Source organism: Dorea sp. BIOML-A1, assembly GCF_009875615.1.
Classification (GTDB): Bacteria; Bacillota; Clostridia; order Lachnospirales; family Lachnospiraceae; genus Dorea_A; species Dorea_A amylophila.
Genome location: NZ_WWSA01000007.1, coordinates 59701 through 77965, shown reverse-complemented (window position 1 = coordinate 77965; position 18265 = coordinate 59701). Strand labels below are relative to the sequence as shown.

The 18265-nt window shown below is 43.2% G+C and carries 14 protein-coding genes and 1 riboswitch; of the genes, 3 read left to right on the top strand and 11 right to left on the bottom strand.

The window, feature by feature from the left end; all coding sequences use genetic code 11:
• The first annotated feature begins 317 nt into the window (after nucleotides 1-317).
• Together GT508_RS04790 and aroA are read left to right on the top strand one after the other, a co-directional pair.
• Nucleotides 318-1412, top strand: a complete 1095-nt coding sequence (locus tag GT508_RS04790) for a prephenate dehydrogenase (protein ID WP_161143682.1) — start codon at nucleotides 318-320, stop codon at nucleotides 1410-1412.
• Nucleotides 1402-2703, top strand: a complete 1302-nt coding sequence (gene aroA / locus GT508_RS04785) for a 3-phosphoshikimate 1-carboxyvinyltransferase (RefSeq protein ID WP_161143681.1) — start codon at nucleotides 1402-1404, stop codon at nucleotides 2701-2703. The genes GT508_RS04790 and aroA overlap by 11 nt, the downstream gene beginning before the upstream one ends.
• Nucleotides 2704-3362: 659 nt before the next feature.
• On the opposite strand, the gene GT508_RS04780 is transcribed toward aroA, so the two are convergent.
• The 5 genes from GT508_RS04780 to GT508_RS04760 all read right to left on the bottom strand — a co-directional run bounded on the left by GT508_RS04780 (nucleotide 3363) and on the right by GT508_RS04760 (nucleotide 10611).
• A complete protein-coding gene (locus tag GT508_RS04780; protein ID WP_055281369.1) occupies nucleotides 3363-4457 on the bottom strand; it encodes an ABC transporter ATP-binding protein in 1095 nt (364 codons plus the stop codon).
• Nucleotides 4458-4460: 3 nt separating this feature from the next.
• Complete coding sequence (locus GT508_RS04775) at nucleotides 4461-5486, bottom strand: FecCD family ABC transporter permease (protein WP_173791062.1); 1026 nt, start codon at nucleotides 5484-5486, stop codon at nucleotides 4461-4463.
• Nucleotides 5487-5548: 62 nt separating this feature from the next.
• Entirely contained in the window at nucleotides 5549-6754 is a 1206-nt protein-coding gene (locus GT508_RS04770; protein ID WP_161143680.1) for an ABC transporter substrate-binding protein, read from the bottom strand.
• 62 nt (nucleotides 6755-6816) lie between these two features.
• On the bottom strand, nucleotides 6817-9960 hold the full coding sequence (locus GT508_RS04765; protein ID WP_161143679.1) for an Ig-like domain-containing protein: 3144 nt from the start codon (nucleotides 9958-9960) through the stop codon (nucleotides 6817-6819).
• Nucleotides 9961-10102: 142 nt separating this feature from the next.
• Nucleotides 10103-10300: riboswitch (cobalamin riboswitch) on the bottom strand.
• Nucleotides 10301-10347: 47 nt separating this feature from the next.
• Complete coding sequence (locus GT508_RS04760) at nucleotides 10348-10611, bottom strand: HPr family phosphocarrier protein (RefSeq protein WP_161143678.1); 264 nt, start codon at nucleotides 10609-10611, stop codon at nucleotides 10348-10350.
• Nucleotides 10612-10840: 229 nt separating this feature from the next.
• Here GT508_RS04760 and GT508_RS04755 point away from each other — a divergent pair, with 229 nt between their 5' ends.
• Nucleotides 10841-11725 carry a LysR family transcriptional regulator gene (locus tag GT508_RS04755; RefSeq protein ID WP_055281358.1) on the top strand — a complete coding sequence of 295 codons (885 nt, stop codon included), beginning with the start codon at nucleotides 10841-10843 and terminating at the stop codon, nucleotides 11723-11725.
• Between the two features lie 32 nt (nucleotides 11726-11757).
• Here the strand turns inward: GT508_RS04755 and GT508_RS04750 are convergent, their stop codons facing one another.
• From GT508_RS04750 to GT508_RS04725, 6 genes are all read right to left on the bottom strand, one after another.
• Complete coding sequence (locus GT508_RS04750) at nucleotides 11758-12453, bottom strand: YoaK family protein (protein WP_171029260.1); 696 nt, start codon at nucleotides 12451-12453, stop codon at nucleotides 11758-11760.
• A 159-nt stretch (nucleotides 12454-12612) separates the two neighbouring features.
• Nucleotides 12613-13725, bottom strand: coding sequence for a 5-methyltetrahydropteroyltriglutamate--homocysteine S-methyltransferase (locus GT508_RS04745; protein WP_161143677.1), 1113 nt, complete (start codon nucleotides 13723-13725; stop codon nucleotides 12613-12615).
• 147 nt (nucleotides 13726-13872) lie between these two features.
• A complete protein-coding gene (locus GT508_RS04740; protein ID WP_006426272.1) occupies nucleotides 13873-14778 on the bottom strand; it encodes a LysR family transcriptional regulator in 906 nt (301 codons plus the stop codon).
• 13 nt (nucleotides 14779-14791) lie between these two features.
• Nucleotides 14792-15460 (bottom strand): precorrin-8X methylmutase, encoded by a 669-nt coding sequence (locus tag GT508_RS04735; protein ID WP_022416237.1) that lies wholly within the window; start codon nucleotides 15458-15460, stop codon nucleotides 14792-14794.
• A 136-nt stretch (nucleotides 15461-15596) separates the two neighbouring features.
• Nucleotides 15597-17165, bottom strand: a complete 1569-nt coding sequence (locus GT508_RS04730; protein ID WP_161143676.1) for a cobyric acid synthase — start codon at nucleotides 17163-17165, stop codon at nucleotides 15597-15599.
• Complete coding sequence (locus tag GT508_RS04725; protein WP_055281350.1) at nucleotides 17147-18193, bottom strand: pyridoxal phosphate-dependent aminotransferase; 1047 nt, start codon at nucleotides 18191-18193, stop codon at nucleotides 17147-17149. The genes GT508_RS04730 and GT508_RS04725 overlap by 19 nt, the downstream gene beginning before the upstream one ends.
• Between the last annotated feature and the right edge of the window lie 72 nt (nucleotides 18194-18265).

The window sequence follows — 18265 nt, the reverse complement described above, 5'->3', positions numbered from 1 at the left end:
TCATGTAAATATTGTACTAAACTTTTGCTTTTTTTACAACACTTTTATACACTTTAACCATATCATTTTTGTATTTATTTTTAAATATATGTAATTTTATACTTATTTCTGAATTTTCTTTACAATTTTATCATACAGTTTGCATCATTTTCCACCGTTTCCACACATCGCTTTTTCGCTTTAAAGCATTATAGTGTTGACAAATTCATCTGTCGCACGTTAAAATAGAAACTAAGTTTTTTGATTATGAATTATTCACACTGTTTATTCGTAATTTTTTATAAATATATTCTAACTTGCCGGAAGGAGAATCTATCATGAAACAAAAAATCGGTTTTATCGGACTCGGACTGATCGGCGGTTCTATTGCAAAAGCCGTCCGCCAGTACTATCCTGATTACGAAATTGTGGCTTTCGATAAAAATAAAGAAGCCCTTGCCCTTGCAACCCAGGAATCTGTCATCGATGTGGCAGCAACCACGATTGACAATAATTTCCATAATTGTAACTATATATTCTTATGCGCACCTGTTGCATCTAATACTGCTTATCTCAAACAACTGACAGAATATCTAGATGATGACTGCATTCTTACGGATGTAGGAAGCGTAAAAGCGAACATCCATGAGGAAGTACAGACACTCGGTATCGGAAAATACTTTATCGGAGGACATCCGATGGCCGGTTCTGAAAAAAGCGGATACAGTAATTCCAAGGCAATGTTGATTGAAAATGCATATTTTATTCTGACACCGACCGACCAGGTTGCCCGTGAAAAGGTGGAGGCCTATGAAAAATTTGCAGAAAGCCTGAAAGCACTCCCGGTTATTCTTGATTATCGGGTACATGACCAGATTACCGGAACGATCAGTCATCTGCCTCATATCATTGCATCTACACTCGTCAACTTTGTTAAAACACATGACACCAAAGATGAGATGATGAAGAATCTTGCCGCCGGGGGATTTAAAGATATCACACGTATCGCTTCTTCATCACCGGTCATGTGGCAGAATATCTGTCTGAAGAACAAGGATAATATCGTAAAGATTCTGGATCAGTACATCAACTCCCTCGAAGATTTCAAAGAAGCGGTCGAACGTGAAGATGACCTGGATCTTTATACCCGATTTGAATCGTCCAGGAATTATCGCAATTCCATGCCTTCGTCCTCTGCGGGACCTATCAAAAAATCGTTTGCCGTATACTGTGATATCATTGATGAAGCCGGTGGTATCGCTGCTATTGCAACAATCCTTGCATCTAATAATATCAGCATCAAAAATATTGGAATTGTACACAACAGAGAATTTGAAGAAGGGGTTCTGCGTATTGAATTTTACGACGAAGATTCCAGCAAGCGCGCCGTAGGATTACTGCAGAAATTCAGGTATATTGTATATGAACGTTAGAACAATCCGTCCTGTAAAGGGATTAAAGGGAGAAGTAACGATACCAGGAGATAAATCCATCTCTCATCGTTCTATTATGTTAGGTTCCATTGCACTTGGAACCACAGAGATCACACATTTTCTGGAAGGCGCAGACTGTCTGTCTACCATTGACTGCTTCCGCAGGATGGGTGTGGAGATTGAGAGGAAACCATCCTGCATTCTGGTGCATGGCAAAGGACTGCGGGGACTTAGTGCACCTGCTTCTACTTTAAATGTAGGAAACAGCGGAACAACCACGCGTCTGATCTCCGGAATTCTATCCGGGCAGAACTTTGCAACAACATTATCCGGAGATGCTTCTCTGAATTCCAGACCAATGAAACGTATTATGACACCTTTAAACAGCATGGGGGCTCACATCACCAGTCTGAATGATAACGATTGTGCACCTCTCCGAATCGAACCGAGAGAATTGCACGGTATCCATTATCAGTCTCCGGTTGCATCCGCACAGGTAAAATCAGCCGTCCTTTTGGCCGGTCTTTATGCGGAGGGTCCGACTTCTGTCACAGAGCCAGCTCTTTCGCGCAACCATACAGAACTGATGTTACAGGGATTCGGTGCATGTGTTGCAACAGATCTTCATACAGACGGAACTGCAACTGCTCATGTAGAACCTTGTAAAGAGCTTTTCGGTCAGCAGATCTGCGTACCCGGAGATATCTCTTCTGCTGCTTACTTTATTGCTGCCGCACTTCTGGTTCCTGGCTCAGAGCTTCTGGTCAGAAATATCGGGACCAACTTCACACGTGCCGGATTCTTAAAGGTCTGCAAAGATATGGGTGCCGACATTGAGACAGTCAGCCAGACTTTCGAAGGTGGGGAAGGACGTGCGGATCTTCTTGTACGTCACAGCCGCTTAAAAGGAACTGTGATCGAAGGTGATACCATCCCGACTCTGATCGATGAGATCCCGATGATTGCGGTCATGGCTGCTTTTGCCGAGGGTCAGACAGTGATCAAAGATGCTGCTGAATTAAAAGTGAAAGAAACGAACCGTATCGATACGGTTACTGCCGGATTAAAGGCTATGGGTGCTGATATCACACCGACGGATGATGGTATGATCATTGAGGGAACCGGCCATCTTGGCGGTGCTTCTATCCAGAGTTATCTGGATCACCGGATTGCAATGGCATTTTCGATTGCCGGACTCGCTGCTGACGGAGAAACACAGATTATAGACAGTCAGTGTGTGGATGTGTCCTATCCGGAATTTTATGCGACATTAAATTTAATTGGGATTTAATTCAGAAAGGCACGACGACCCGGACCTGCATAAAAAGTAGAAAGCCGTTCCTGTTCAGGTTCCGTCGGTGGGAAATACTAAAGCGTCAAAATTATGCTAAAAACGGGCTTCCGAAATTTGCAACTCGCCATTCGGCTCAAACAGGCAAATTTCGAAAACCCAACGCATAATTTTGACGCTTAACTATTTCCAACACCTTCTTCACATTCACTGGAACGGCTTTCTACTTTTTATTCCGTGGGTGTCGAATGCCTTATGAATGAATGGCAATTGCGTAACGGTTGTGGCAGCGGAAGGTTACAGTAATCAGCTCAAGGCTTTTGACAAGATTGTGTACCGTAGTGGACTCCACTGGGTTACACTTCCGGGCATTTTATTTATTAACATTCGCTGCCAGTCACGACTTGAAGGAAACAATAGATAAGGATTATTGTGAATGTGGAATACCATTAGAAACATTTAGAGAGTCAAAAGCACCGTTAAAGGAACGAAGCGAACGTGTTTGAGGCGAACGCCGAGTTTGAGCGTAGTTCCTTTGCTTTTAGGTGATTTTGACTCTCTTAGTGTTTCTTATGGTATGGAACCTGAACAAGAAGCCTTATCTATTGTTTCCTTCAAGGACTGAGGGGCCGCTTCCCCGTTAATAAATTAAATCCCAATTAAATTAACATCCCTCTCTCTTCCGCAATCTTAAGCAGTTCCCCTGCTTTCTGATTCATCTTTCCGGTTTTGACTCCGGCATTGATCACTTTTTTGCATTGTTCCATCATTTCTAATGCTTTTCGGTAGGTCTCGCAGGATATTGGCTCGTATGGTTCTTCACTGATGATCTCGGATGCGAGCAGTCTTGCGAGCTGATAGTCGCACTCGCCCGGATATAGGATTCCGGCAGCAAATGGGATTCCGGCTTTCTGAAGTTTCCGGTAAACCGGGATTCCGGTTCCACAGGATGAGAGGACGAAAACTTCCGGTTTTCCCACTACCCTTGGAAGTTCCACACTTCCAAAGCATGGATCATAATAACCATTATCAATCCCATACAGCTCCCTTATTTTTTCTTCCGTAAATATTTCTTCCGGGTTTCCAAAGCCTGCAATCCTGTCTCCTTTTACGCAGACTACTTTATCTGAAATTTTCTGTGCCAGATCGATCTCATGCAGGGACATGATCACTGTTATTTCTTTTTCTTTTGCCATCTTTCTTAAGATTTCCAGCAGTTCCAATTTATGCCGGATGTCCAGATAGGATGTCGGCTCATCTAAGATCATGACTTCCGGTTCCTGACAGATGGCTCTTGCCAATAATATACGCTGTCTCTGTCCATCACTGATTTCCAGAAAATTCCGGATTCCTAATTCCTGAGCATGCACAGCCATCAATGCTTCATCCACCTTGTTTTCGTCTTCCCTGGAAAGGACTCCCAATCTTCCGGTATACGGGTAGCGCCCTGTCGCCACTACATCGTGACAGGTCATCAGTTCCGGTTTCATCCGTTCCGTCAGCATTACTGCCACCTTCCTGGCCATACTCTTATAAGAAAGCTTTCGTATCTCATCTGAATCTAGATAGACTTCGCCTCCGATCAGTTTCAACTGTCTGGTAACGCTCTTTAATATGGTGGATTTTCCCGCACCATTTGGTCCGATCAGGGTAACGATCTCCCCCTTTTTTATATCCAGATTGATATCACGGATCAACACCTTTCCCTGATATCCTACAGAAAGGTCTTTCGTCTTTATATAATAATCTTTCATTTCCTACCTGCCTTTCTGTCCGTGTACCATCATAAATATGACTATCGGTGCACCGAATATCGATGTCACCGTACTGATATTCAGTTCCATCGGTGCAAATGCCATCCTTGCAATCAGATCACAGATCATACAAAATACTGCACCTCCGATAAATGTTCCCGGTATCACAACCAACGGTTTCGATGTCTGCAGCGCATGCTTTATCAGGTATGGAACAGCAATTCCCACGAATGAGATCGGACCTGCGAAAGCTGTCACACTGGCAGAAAGCACACTGGACAAAAGAATCAGTGCTACCCTGAAAAATCTGATATTTACTCCCATGCTCTGTGCGTATGCTTCCCCCAGCTGATATGCCCCGATTGGTTTTGACAGAAAAAATGTAAGTACCACCGTCACACCGATTACAGTAGCGGCAACCTCTACATTACTCCAGTTCATTCCCGAAAAGCTTCCCTGTGACCATCCATGCAGATTGACAATATCGGAATCTTCCGCAAAGGTTACAACAAAATCAGTAATTGCCGAGCAGATATATCCAATCATGATTCCACCCACAAGAAGGGTTGCCATATGTGTCATTTTCCTGGACAACAACAGGATAAATCCAGTGGAAATAAGTGCACCCGCAAATGCAGCAATGATCAACGTATAAGAAGATACAAAAGCATATCTCTCCAGGAAAAATATCATTACCAGCGCTACCATCATCTTCGCCCCGGAAGAAATTCCCAGAACAAACGGACCTGCAATCGGATTTGAGAAAAATGTCTGAAGCAGAAACCCGGATAATGACAATGCGCCTCCCAGGATTGCCGCCATCAGTACTCTCGGAAGTCGTATCTTCCATATAATGTTTGCCTCTGTTCCTTCTCCGCCTCTTCGAATCAGTATCTTGCATATTTCTGCTATTGAAATATGGACATTTCCCGTATTAATATTTAAAACTGTTACAACACAGAACGCCGCTGCCAGAACCCCGAATACCAGGATGTATCTGGAACGCCGCCTGAAATTCTCTTTCTCCATCGTTTCTCCTTTTAAAAAATCAGGTGAACACATCCAAACGCCCACCTGATTATTATACTGTATTATTTTACCCGATACAAGAATGTCATACCACTCTCATCTCCATCTGTCAGCATCAGATTGATATCCGTAATCAGATTTCCCACAATGTCCGTTGCCTGATACAGTGATTTTCCGGTGCACCACACATTTCCGTTCTTCACTGCCTTAAAATCTGCGAACAATTCACTCTTCGCTGTCAGATCTGCAATGCTATTGATCGGACTGTCGATCGATGCATTATAGATCAGATAATCTGCATTCTTTGCTTTTGCATAAAACTCTTCCATCGACAGTTCCACAGAAGCACTCTTGCTTTTTGTGTTCTTAAGATCCTGAAAAATGTATTTTCCTCCGGCAATATCGATCATCTTCGGAATATAATCACTACTGCTTCTTACGACCACTGTTCCATCTGTATTCACAAAGAAATAAGCAACTGTTTTTCCTGTATTCTTAAAATCTTTCAGACTGCCGATCACTTCTGTCTGTGTATCAAAAAATGTATCTGCTGCATCTTCTTTGTTCAGCATTGCTGCATATGCTTTGATCCACTCCGTCCTTCCAAGCGGATGACTTTCATAACTGGAACGGTCAATAAACACCGGAATATCCAGATCTTCGATCATCTCCTGAACCTTTGGTGTATGCAGGATCATCGTGGATTCAATTGCAAGATCACAGTCCTCATCTATCAGCATTTCATAATCCGGTTCGCTATATTTTCCTGCAAACAGGATCTTGCCGTCTTCCATTGCTTTCTTCGCATGATCAATATACCAGTCCGAAGCCTGTGCTCCCGACATCCGGATACTGTCCAGCCCATCCATCGCATCAAACAATGCCATTGCCGATGTTGCTGCGAGATAAATGTGCTCCAATGGCTGTTTTAATACCACAATTTCTTTATCCAGATCTGCCGGTTTCTTCTTACCTTCCGGCACGATCAGATACTGCCTGTCTTCGTGTACGTCCAGTAATTTATATCCTTCTTTATAATAATAGACATCAAAACCCGTAGCATATTTCAGCTTCATTGTTTTCTCATACTCAAGACCGTCTATCTTCGGAGCATGTTTTTCTGTCGCCCCTGCTTCTTCCGTCTGCTGTATTCCGTCACCTTTCGATACACCCGATTTGCCTGAGGTGCTGCACCCGGTCAGTGCTCCTGTTACCAGAAGCACTGTACCTGCAAGTACACACAACAGTCGATATGTTCTCTTTTTCATCCTTTTCTCCACTTTTTCTGATCACAAGAGCATTGTCCACACTCTGCTATCTTACGCAATCTCTATTCTGCACTTTGGCCGTCACATCCCAAAATCACCTGGTAGACCTTTTCCCATTCTTTCTGTGCATCTTTTCCTTTTTCATCTTTTGCACGGTCAACGATCACCGGAATCTGAAGAAGCGTCATCTTCTCTGTCATCTTTCGATAAGCTGTCATTTTTTTCTTTGCCGCTTTTTTGCTGCTTCTTTTTTCCGGCAGCACGCTGGATGAAAGGAGTGCAAGATTACATTTGTTTTTTACAAGTTTCTTATAATTTAATTTGCCGGACGTTCCCGCATAAATGACTTCTTTCTCAGCCATCTTTTCTTTGATAGTTTCATTCTTGCATTTATTTTTCTTCACACCGACTGTTGTCACTTTATCAAGCTGTCCCAGTTCTTCCATCAGGGAAATCGTCTTATTCGATCCTGCATAAACATGATCTGCCGGCTGTCTTACCACAATGACTTCCTTATCCAGCCCCGCCGGAATCTCTGCATTTTCCGGAACGATCAGATATTTGATCACTTTGTTCAGGTACAGTGCTGCCTGCTCCTGCTCTGCCGGATTCAGTCCGCTTATTTCTGATGCTTCTTTCCATTTCTTACCGGCTGCTTTTCTTCCGGTCTTTTTATTCATATCGATCTCCAACAATGTGATTCCCTGATCATAATGATATATCTTGAAATATTTCGCATACTCGGCTTTTGTTTCAGACTGATACTCCAGGCCGATGATCTCCGGTGCTACCTCGTCCATTTTTTTGTTTGCTGTTGCCGTCTTGCTGCTGTCACTTCCGTTTGCACCGATTACCGTTACTTCTTTTCCGTTGGCTCTCGCTGATGCATTGGCTTTTGCTGCTTCGGCAATGTATACAAAAATCGTATATTTAATCTCATGTGCCGTAGACATCGCCGTTGTCATACCCACAACCGAGTTATTCTTATTCAGTTCTACCGGAATTACAAAGGATGTAGAACTTCCTGTTTTCGCACTCGGATAATATACATTTCCATTCGCTTTTACATACTGGTAATGCGGACTGCTGAATGTGATCGTTGCATATGCCTGACCGCCTGTAACCGTTACCTTGCTGCAAGTGATGCTTACCTTTCCGGTTCCGCCTGACCATGAGAAGCTGTCCGGTGTGTATACACCGTCTTTTAATCCTGTGGTACTGTTGACTCTGGCTGTTGACTTATTCAGATCAGACTCGTATTTTGATTCCTGATCCGGTTTTCCATTGTTTGTCGTATTATTTCCTGTAGTTCCACTGTTTCCATTATTGTTTTCTGCATTTCCCTGGTTATTTCCGTTGGAACCATTTCCCGGATTGTTATTATTTCCGCCCGGTTTCAATGAGCCGTTGCTTCCGTTATTACCATTCGAAGCATTTCCATTATTGCTGTCCGCAATCTTAGTCATGCCTTCTGAATGAAATGTCAGTGTTCTGGTGTCCCACTTATTACTCTTTGTCGTATGAACGGCAATTGTCATTACCTCATCCAGTTTCTCTACCGGAATCTGAAATGTATACTGCTCTGCAAGAAGCGAATCCGGAAGGATCCAGTTCTTTTCATCATCCGATGCGTTATTTACATCGCCCAGATAGATTCTGTTATAACCCTGACCGCTTAATGTAACTGCCGCCGTCATCTGTCCATTCTTTACAGTCATAACACAATCCGTAACACGGAACATCTTTCCGCCGGCTTCAGCATTCACCTGATAGGTTCCGTCTGCTATGATACGTTTTGCAGAGGCAGATGAAAATATAAGTGTACGGTCATACCATTTATCTTTTTTAATGGAATGTGCCGCAACTGCAATTCCTTTATCCAGACTTTCTACCGGAACTTTGTATGTATATTTTCCTGCCTCATCAGCCACATATGAAATGTAGTCTTTTGCTGCAGCTTCTGCCGCATCGGCTGCTGATCCCATATAAAGATAATCATATCCGGTTCCGCTTAATGTGATTACAGCATACATCTTACCTTTTTCAGATGTCAGGATACAATTCGTAACTTTGAACATCTTATTTCCAGTATCCACATCTACCTGATAATTTCCATCTGTCAGGGTTTTATTTTCTGTTTCCGATGCTGTTACCGTTACCTTGCATGTGGCTTTAAGCTCTGTTCCTTCCGCATTATTAATAGACACAGTCACCTCAGCAGTCCCTGCTTTCACTGCGGTCAGCTCAGCCTGTGTTCCGGATTTTGCAACGGTTACAATCTTTGGATCAGAAGAAGTCCATGTCATATCCGGTGCTGTCTCAGATGCTGATAATGCCGGTGTGAACTGAGGTGTCAGTTCCTGAACTTCTCCCTCTTTCATGCTGAGTTCAGATCCCTCTTTGAAACTTAATTCCGTAATAACGGTCTGATCCGGTATGGATGGTGTCGACGGGACCGTATCTTCCGGGATTGCAATATTGATCGTATATGCAATATTTTTTCCACTCATGGAACTGGTATGTGCCATAAAAGTCATTGAACTATTTAAATTAACAGGAATCTCAAATGTAACTCCGGCCTCGCCTTCTCTCGGTTTTGCATGATATATGTTCTGGGTTCCATTCACTTTCACCCATACTTTATCATACTTAGAACTGCTAAAATTTATCCAGGCTGTTGCTTTTCCATTCTTTACGATTACTTTTTGACACTCAATCTTCACCTTGCTTGAACCACCCGAAGTCAGTTTTGCCGAAAAATGATCCGCATCAACACCATATTCTCCGTCTTTCAAAGCACCTGCCATACCGCTGATATCAGTAATGTTCTCAAATATTTCGTCTTCGCCGATTGGTTCCGTCTGTGGGGCGGTTCCGTCTTCCTGCGTATTCTGTACCTTTTCGACAGCTACCTGATTTTTCCCGGCTTCTTTTGTGACTTCCTGACTTGTATCTGTCGTCACACTGCTTTCTGTCTGTCCGGCAGCGGCTTCTGTCTCAGTCTGTCCGGCAGCGGCTTCCGACTCTGTCTGTCCGGCAGTGGCTTCCGGCTCTGTCTGTCCAGCTTCATCACTATCCTGTTTATTCTCACTCAATGTATCTCCTACGGCTGCATTCTGATCTTCCGCATACACTCCCGATACCGGTGCAACTGCCATAGACACAGCCATAAATAAGGCCAAAAATTGCTTGGAATTATGTTTCATCTTATACTCTCTCCCTACTACTTTTCTGTCAATCAAAATACCCTTCCACGAAATCATCCGTAAAAGGGTACAAAATGGCCTTGTTAATTCATTATTATTTTCTTCCATTTTTGTACAACCAATTACTCGTGGTCCGGATTTACTTCCATGTACACTACAGGCAGGTCTCCTGACTCACAGATCCATACATCAGAATCTTGTCTTCCCGTTATCCAGTGACTTTTTTCTTTTCTGATATTCCCTGCTCACAGTGACGAGTTCGCACAGGACTTGCACCTGTTTCCCTTTTCACCGGCTCTATCAATCTTATCCAGCCGGCACCTGCAGTTTTCATTCTATTTTTCTCATCTTGACTACGATACCATAAGTACCTGTAAAATGCAATTGTTAACCCAGATTCTGCTTCTGTACTGCCTCTTCGGTGCGGAATTTTTCAAATGTATGAACTACCTCTTCCGCATCAGAACCATCTACTACAAAAATCATCTTCTGATTCAGCGTAACTGTCATCATTCCCATAACTGATTTTCCATCAATGATAAGTTTATGTGCTGTATCTTCAATCAAGGTATCAGCCTCTACTTTCTGACACATTCTTGAAAATTTTACAAGCTGTTCCGGTGTTTCAAATTTTACATTCATTTTTATCATAATTAAGTCTCTCCTCTCAGGTGTATCCATCATTTTCATTACAAACACATCTGTTTATAAGAAAAATATAAATCAGTATACTACGTTTTTTTCTACTATGTAATATATTTTTTTATTTCTTAACATTGTCTTTTCACCTAGAATATATTATACTTATCTGGCAGCATCCGTATTAAAGATAACTAACTATATATATATATCAATTTTATATATTATTTTGGAGGATATTATGAGTACATACGATTATTACCGTATTTTTTACCATGTTGCACAACATCACAGTTTTACAAAAGCGGCAGAGGTATTACACAATAACCAGCCGAACATTACCCGTTGTATGAATAATCTTGAGACAGAACTTGGATGTCACCTTTTTGTCCGTTCGAACCGCGGAGTCTCACTGACGCCTGAAGGCCAGAAGCTTTTTAACCACGTTGCGATTGCTTTCGAACAGCTTGAACTCGGAGAAGCCGAGCTCAAGCGTGACCAGAGTCTTACAAGCGGACTCATCTCCATCGGAGTCAGTGAAAATGCACTTCGTATTATGCTTCTGTCCAAATTAGAAGCATTTCACAATCATTATCCACATGTAAGGCTTAAGATATCCAACCATTCCACTCCGCAGGCGATTGCTTCCCTGGAAAGCGGACTGGTGGATTTTGCAATTGTAACAACTCCACTTTCTGTTCAAAAACAGTTTCAGAAAATCTCCCTGGGTTCTTTCCGGGAAATTCTGATTGCCGGCCCGAAATACAAAGAACCGGCTTCCCGCATCTGCTCACTGGAAGAACTTACGGACTACCCTTTCGTCTCGCTGGAAAATAACACCAGCACCAGAGATCTTCATATTCAATACTTTTCTTCTCACGGGCTTCCGTTCCGTCCGGATCTTGAAGTTACATCCACCGACCAGTGCCTGGCTTTAATCCAGCACAATCTTGGTATCGGCTTCTATCCGGAGAAGCTTGCAGAAGAACCGCTCAAGCGTGGAGAAATTCTTCAGATCCATCTGAAAGAATCCCTTCCTGCGAGACAAATCTGTCTTGTACAGAATGCTTCCAGACCACAGAGCATTGCAGCGCAAAAACTAATCGAGACACTGATCCGTATCTGATGACGGATCAATGTCTCTTTTTTGTCCCTTTTTTATCTTTCGTTTCTCCGGGATTCTATATCCAGGAACATCAGCAGGAAGCTGACGATCAAAAGTCCGCAGGATACCCAGATCATATGGATTCCATAATTGGCTGAAAGATTGCCTCCGATTCCGGCTCCTACCGCAAAAAGAACTATAATTCCAAAATAATACATTGCCTGCCGCAATTGTTCCGGCTTTTTCTCTCTCAGATAGAAGGATAATGCCGCCGTTCCACTCCGTAAGTTTCCGATACACATAGTACTTGCATATGAAAATCCATTTACCTTCCGGAAACTCTGCACCTGCATCGCACAGGCAAAGGATACCAGAACAGTCGCGATCATATTTCCCCGCTGCGGAATAAATCCTACAACAAACAAAATGAGGATCTCTGCTCCCAGTATTCCCTGTCTCCAGTGCAGGCGCCTGGCATATTTGTACTTATTCTGGATCTGCTCCGCAATCAGAACACCTAAAGCAAATGCAAAAAGCGGAAATAAATATTTCAGTCCAGCCTCCCATTTTCCCGTCATGAAATTCTGGCTCATCAGCACCACATTACCTGTCTGTGCATTCGAGAATACTTCATTCCTCGTATTATAGGTATACGCATCCTGAAATCCACCCGACAAGGCTAGAAATGCACTACAGATGAATGCCTCCGACATCTGCTTCCCGGAAAATAAACTTTTCATTACTCCCATGTTTTCATCTCCTTAGAATAAAAACGGAGGATGATTCTCATACGTTCTTACGTTTTCCGATCCATCCCCCTCAGCAGACTATTATACGGAAGAATATCAAAAATGTGAAACGTATATTTGATATATCTTCCATATCTTTTTTATATATTCAATTTTATATTAAACATCCCAGACTTCTTCCGCAACTTCTTTTACAAATGAAACCTTTCTCCACTGCTCTGCTTCTGTCATGATATTACCCTCTTCTGTAGATGAAAATCCACACTGTGGACTTAAGCAAAGCTGATCTTTCGCCACATACTTTTCTGCCTCTTCAATTCTTTTCTTTACATCCTCTTTGTCTTCCAGTTCCGGAAACTTAGAAGTGATCAGTCCCAATACCACCTTCTGATCCTTAATATAGCGAAGCGGCGAGAAGTCTCCCGATCTTTCGGAATCATATTCGAGGAAGAATCCGTCTACGTTACAATGACCGAATAATATCTCTGCAATCGGTTCGTACCCGCCTGATGAGAACCATGTAGATCTGAAATTCCCCCTGCAGATATGCATTGTGACCGTCATATCTTCTGGTTTTGCTTCGAGTGCAAGATTGATCATGTCTACATAAGATCTCGCGATCTCATCCAGATCAAAGCCTCTTTCTTTATATGTCTTTCTCTTTTCCGCATCACAGAATTCTCCCCATGATGTATCGTCTAACTGCAGGTATCTGCATCCCGCATCATAGAATGCACGGATGACCTTCTGATAAGCGATTGCAATGTCATAATATAAATCCTTCATGTCCTGATAACGTTCGATCGGTATATACTCTTCTGCACGTACACAACAGATCAGATGCAGCATAGATGGTGAAGGAATTGTCATTTTGCAGAGAGTATCTCCTGCAACACTTTTCAGATATTTAAAATGCTCCAGAAATGGATGTTCTCCGAAATCAACTTTATCTGCTATCTTAAGTGTTGCCGCTTTCGGCTGATGCCCCTTAAAGTGTACAGACCAGTGATCCGACTTAATCTCCTCTACACCATCCAGATCTGCAAGGAAATCCAGATGCCAGTATCTTCTTCTGAATTCCCCATCTGTCACAGCCTGAAGTCCGACTTCTTTTTCTTTTTCTACCAGTTCTTTAATTGCTTTATCTTCTGTCTCTTTTAACTGTTCCTCTGTGATCTTTCCTTCTGCAAATTTTGCTCTTGCGTCCTTCAGATACTCTGGACGTAAGAAACTTCCTACCACATCATAACGGAATGGTGCCTGATTACTCATATTTTATATCCTCCTGTACTTTGCTCGTTTTCTCTGTTGAAAAGTATAACCCATCTGTTTTTTTATGTATAATACAAAAAAGCAGCGGTTCTCCATAGTTTTAAACTATAGCACTCCACTGCTTTTCACCAGTATTCTGAATTATTCTTACATCCCGCCTGTGTATTTTTTCAACGCTTCCATATACACCTTTCCATACCGGCTCAGTGCCACATCTTTCCGCACAATCGTTCCGATCCGCATATATTCATCCACCAGAAGCGGCTTCCCGATGATATTCTCACCGTTCAGTTCTTTACTGATCACGCCGGAGCTTACCGTATACCCGTCCAGGCCGACCGCCAGATTGAAAAGCGTTGCCCGGTCTCTGACTTTGATGTTCTTATTCCGGTCCAGTGTGCTTAATATCTCTTCGGAAAAATAAAAGGAATTATAATCCCCCTGCTCAAATGACAGATACGGATACTCTTCCAGATCTTCCAGTGTCAGTGCTTCCTTATCTGCCAACGGATGCTTTGAACTGATAAATACATGTGGCTTTGCTACGAATAACTCTTCGAATTTCAGATCATTCTGACGGATCAGTTTCATGATGATCGTCTCATTCTGTGAAGAAGTATACAGAATACCTATCTCACTTTTCAGCTTCGCCACATCTTCGATGATCTCATAAGTCTGTGTCTCCCGCAGTGTGAAATCATATTTTCTCGCATCAAATTTACGAATCACGTCTACAAATGCATTGACCGCAAAAGAATAATGCTGGCAGGATACGGAAAATCTCGGGTTCCGTTCATTTACATTCAGATACCTCTCCTGCATGAGGCCGACCTGATCCAGAATCTGTCTTGCATAAGCAAGGAATTCATCTCCCTCTGCGGTGATTGTCACCCCTTTATTCGTCCGGTGAAAAATCGTCACCTGCATCTCCTGCTCCAGTTCCCGAATCGCATTGGTAAGACTCGGCTGGGAAATGAACAGCTCTTTTGCCGCCTCACTTATCGTCCCCTTCTCCGCAACCATGGTAATATACCTTAACTGCTGTAATGTCATAAATTCTTCCTCCCTACAGCATATAGATCAGTGCGTTACAGATACATGCCGCAATATTACTTCCGCCTTTTCTCCCCCTCGCTACAATATACGGGGTATCTTCCAGAGTCAGGATCAGTTCTTTGGACTGTACCACATTTACAAAGCCGACCGGTACACCGATCACGAGCTCCGGACGGATTCTTCCGTCTTTGATCAGTTCATACAGGTGAATTAGTGCTGTCGGTGCATTTCCGATGGCAAAGATCAGTTTTTCGTTCAGTTCACACGCCTTTTTCATACTGGCAACAGCTCTTGTGGTTCCATTCTTCTTTGCCGCCTGTGCCACATCTTCATCTGACATGAAGCAGTATACCTGACCGCCGTACTGTGCCAGTCTCTTTTTGTTAATTCCGGAACGCCCCATCTGTGTATCGGTTACGATGGAAGCACCGCCTCTGATCGCTTCGAGTGCTTTCTCCACCGCATGCTCGGAATACACCAGATTCTTCGCATAATCAAAATCCGCACTGGTATGTATGCAGCGCTTTGTAATTGGTGCCTGAATCTCAGGAAGCACGATGCCTTCCTGCTCCAGTTCTTCCGTAATGATCTCAAAGCTGCGCTTTTCAATCTCTGTCGGGAGAACATTTTCTATCTCTATTTTAGTATGTGCTGCGTGATTATTTTTCTGTATATTCAACGTTTTCTTCCTTTCTCTTCATAGTCCGTCATAGCCCACATCTCATCTTTTCTAACTACAAAACTTGCCATCGGCAACTTCTCTTGCATACTTTGGTATCTACAGCTCCTTACGAATACATAGTAATCCCGAAAAATTATTTCTGCATTCCCATGATCTGATAGATTGCCTTCATGTCCAGATGTTTTCTGAGTGTATCTGCCAGAAGATCATACTGGCTTTCTTTGAATGCTTTCAGGTCCACACCTTCCACTTCTTCCATTGAAAGTCCTTTCTTTTCTGCCAGGGATTTTACGATCTCCGATACAATTTTCTCCTTATCAAAAATGCCGTGGATGTATGTTCCGTATACATTTCCATGCGAGATTCCGTCTGTACTGTTCTCTATTCTGTTTTCCGGCTCCATATCCGGAATCTGTCTGTCCTTTTTCTTCACCGTATCGTGAATCTGATTCATCGGACATCCTTCCAGAAGTTCGGTCTTTCCCATATGAATCTCGTATCCTTCAAACTTCAGATTCTCAAGTGCTTTCAGATTCCCCTCCACATGAAGGAGTGTTCCATTCACCCTTGTTCTGGTCTTTTCTGTGGTAAATGTAGTCGTTACCGGCAAAAGGCCGAGTCCTTTCATACTGCCGCCATCTTCCACGCCTTCCGGATCACTGAGCGACTGCCCCAGCATCTGATAGCCGCCGCAGATTCCCCAGACCACACAGCCGCCGGCATGCGCCTTCAGAATCTTCGCTTCCATTCCGCTCTGTCTTAACCATTTCAGATCTCCCATCGTATTTTTGGTTCCCGGAAGGATAATCATATCAGGATTTTCCAGTTCTCTTGGATTCTTTACATAACGTAGATTCACTCCCGGAGCATTTTCCAACAGCATGAAATCCGTAAAGTTCGAAATTCTCGGTGTCCGGATGACTGCGATATCCACCAGACCGATTCTTTCTTCTGCACCTTTTCCACACTTTGTCATGTTAAAACGCTCTGTCAGACTGTCTTCATCTTCAATCTCGACCTGCATATACGGTGTAACTCCGACTACCGGAATGCCGCCTCTTTCTTCCAACATAACAATACCGGGATCCAGGATTGTCTTATCCCCGCGGAATTTGTTGATGACCAGTCCCTTTACACGTTCTTTCTCATCATCTTCCAGGAGCATAAGCGTCCCCAGAAGCTGGGCAAATACTCCTCCGCGGTCAATATCCCCGACCAGAAGCACCGGCGCATCTACCATCTTCGCCAGTCCCATATTTACAATATCATCTTTCTTCAGGTTGATCTCTGCCGGACTTCCCGCTCCTTCGATCACAATGATGTCATTCTCTTCTTCTAATTTGTGAAATGCTTTCATAATGTCCGGTATGAGCTGCTTTTTATAAGCAAAATATTCTCTTGCACTCATATTCTTCAAGACTTCACCATTTACGATCACCTGTGATCCTACATCGTTGGTCGGCTTTAACAGGATCGGATTCATCTCTACCTGCGGCGCCACGCCTGCTGCCTCTGCCTGCACAACCTGTGCACGTCCCATCTCCAGTCCATCCTCTGTAATAAAGGAATTCAGTGCCATATTCTGGGATTTGAACGGAGCCACCCGGTATCCGTCCTGTTTGAATATTCTGCAAAGTCCCGCACACAGAAGACTCTTTCCTGCGTTGGACATTGTCCCCTGTATCATAATTTTTCCAGCCATGTTATCAACCTTTCATTCTCTTCTTCAGATCTTATTGCAATCCGGTAATGCCCTTCTGTCAGTCCTTCATAGTTACTGCAGTCCCGGATCAACAGTCCGCTTTTCAGTGCCTTCTCATACAGCCCTGCTTTTCCTTTAAAAAATATATAGTTTGCTTCCGATCCCCATACATTCAGACCAAGCTTTCTCATCCGCTCTGTCATCCAGAACTTTTCTTTTTTTATATATTCTCTCGTTCTCTTTAAATATGCTTCGCAATCAACAAGTGCTGCCACACCTGCTTCCTGTGCCGTTACCGACACATTCCACGGCTGGAGCATTGCCCTCATTCGTTTCCTAAGAGCTGCATTCTCACACAATGCATATCCAAGTCTTACACCCGGCATACAGAATATTTTCGTAAATGCTTTGATAATGACCACATTCGGATACTGTGTCAGATACCCCCGGCATTCATATCTTTCTGGTTCTTCCAGAAACTCTATAAAACACTCATCCAGGACCAGTATCGTACCGCATTTATTACACCTGTTCATCACACGGATCAGCAGTTCTTTTTCCGTTGTCTGTCCGGTCGGATTATTGGGATTGCACAGAAATATCATATCTGTATCTTCCGTAATCTGTTCCAGTATATCCTCCTGTATCCGGAAATCCTGTTCTTCTTTTAATCTGTAATATTGTACCTCTGCTCCAACTGTGCCAAGTGCTCGCTCATACTCGGAAAAAGCTGGTGCCGTCACCAGTGCTTTTTTCGGTCTCACTGCCATTACAACAGCAAAAAAAAGCTCTGCAGCACCATTGCCGCAGAGTATCTTTTCTTTTTCTATTCTCTCAAAATCACTGATCGACTCCCGAAGTCTGTCGCATCTGACATCCGGATAATACATGATCCTGTCTGCACTTTCCTGTACGCTCTTTCGTACCGCTTCGGGAACTCCCAGCGGGTTACTGTTTACAGAATAATCTGTAACAGATGGATTCCGGTAAATGTCTCCACCGTGAACTGTCTCTTTTGGTTCTGCCAACGTTCCTTCACCTGTGCGGATAAACCGCTCTCTCTGCTATTTTGCTACAACCATCTTACTCACTTTGCAGAA

Coding starts and splice junctions, on each gene's coding strand:
- GT508_RS04750 (WP_171029260.1), bottom strand. CDS start 12,453: ATGGGAGTAATGAAAAGTTTATTTTCCGGGAAGCAGATGTCGGAGGCA.
- GT508_RS04775 (WP_173791062.1), bottom strand. CDS start 5,486: ATGGAGAAAGAGAATTTCAGGCGGCGTTCCAGATACATCCTGGTATTC.
- GT508_RS04755 (WP_055281358.1), top strand. CDS start 10,841: ATGAGTACATACGATTATTACCGTATTTTTTACCATGTTGCACAACAT.
- GT508_RS04760 (WP_161143678.1), bottom strand. CDS start 10,611: ATGATAAAAATGAATGTAAAATTTGAAACACCGGAACAGCTTGTAAAA.
- GT508_RS04740 (WP_006426272.1), bottom strand. CDS start 14,778: ATGACATTACAGCAGTTAAGGTATATTACCATGGTTGCGGAGAAGGGG.
- GT508_RS04770 (WP_161143680.1), bottom strand. CDS start 6,754: ATGAAAAAGAGAACATATCGACTGTTGTGTGTACTTGCAGGTACAGTG.
- GT508_RS04780 (WP_055281369.1), bottom strand. CDS start 4,457: ATGAAAGATTATTATATAAAGACGAAAGACCTTTCTGTAGGATATCAG.
- GT508_RS04745 (WP_161143677.1), bottom strand. CDS start 13,725: ATGAGTAATCAGGCACCATTCCGTTATGATGTGGTAGGAAGTTTCTTA.
- aroA (WP_161143681.1), top strand. CDS start 1,402: ATGAACGTTAGAACAATCCGTCCTGTAAAGGGATTAAAGGGAGAAGTA.
- GT508_RS04730 (WP_161143676.1), bottom strand. CDS start 17,165: ATGGCTGGAAAAATTATGATACAGGGGACAATGTCCAACGCAGGAAAG.
- GT508_RS04790 (WP_161143682.1), top strand. CDS start 318: ATGAAACAAAAAATCGGTTTTATCGGACTCGGACTGATCGGCGGTTCT.
- GT508_RS04765 (WP_161143679.1), bottom strand. CDS start 9,960: ATGAAACATAATTCCAAGCAATTTTTGGCCTTATTTATGGCTGTGTCT.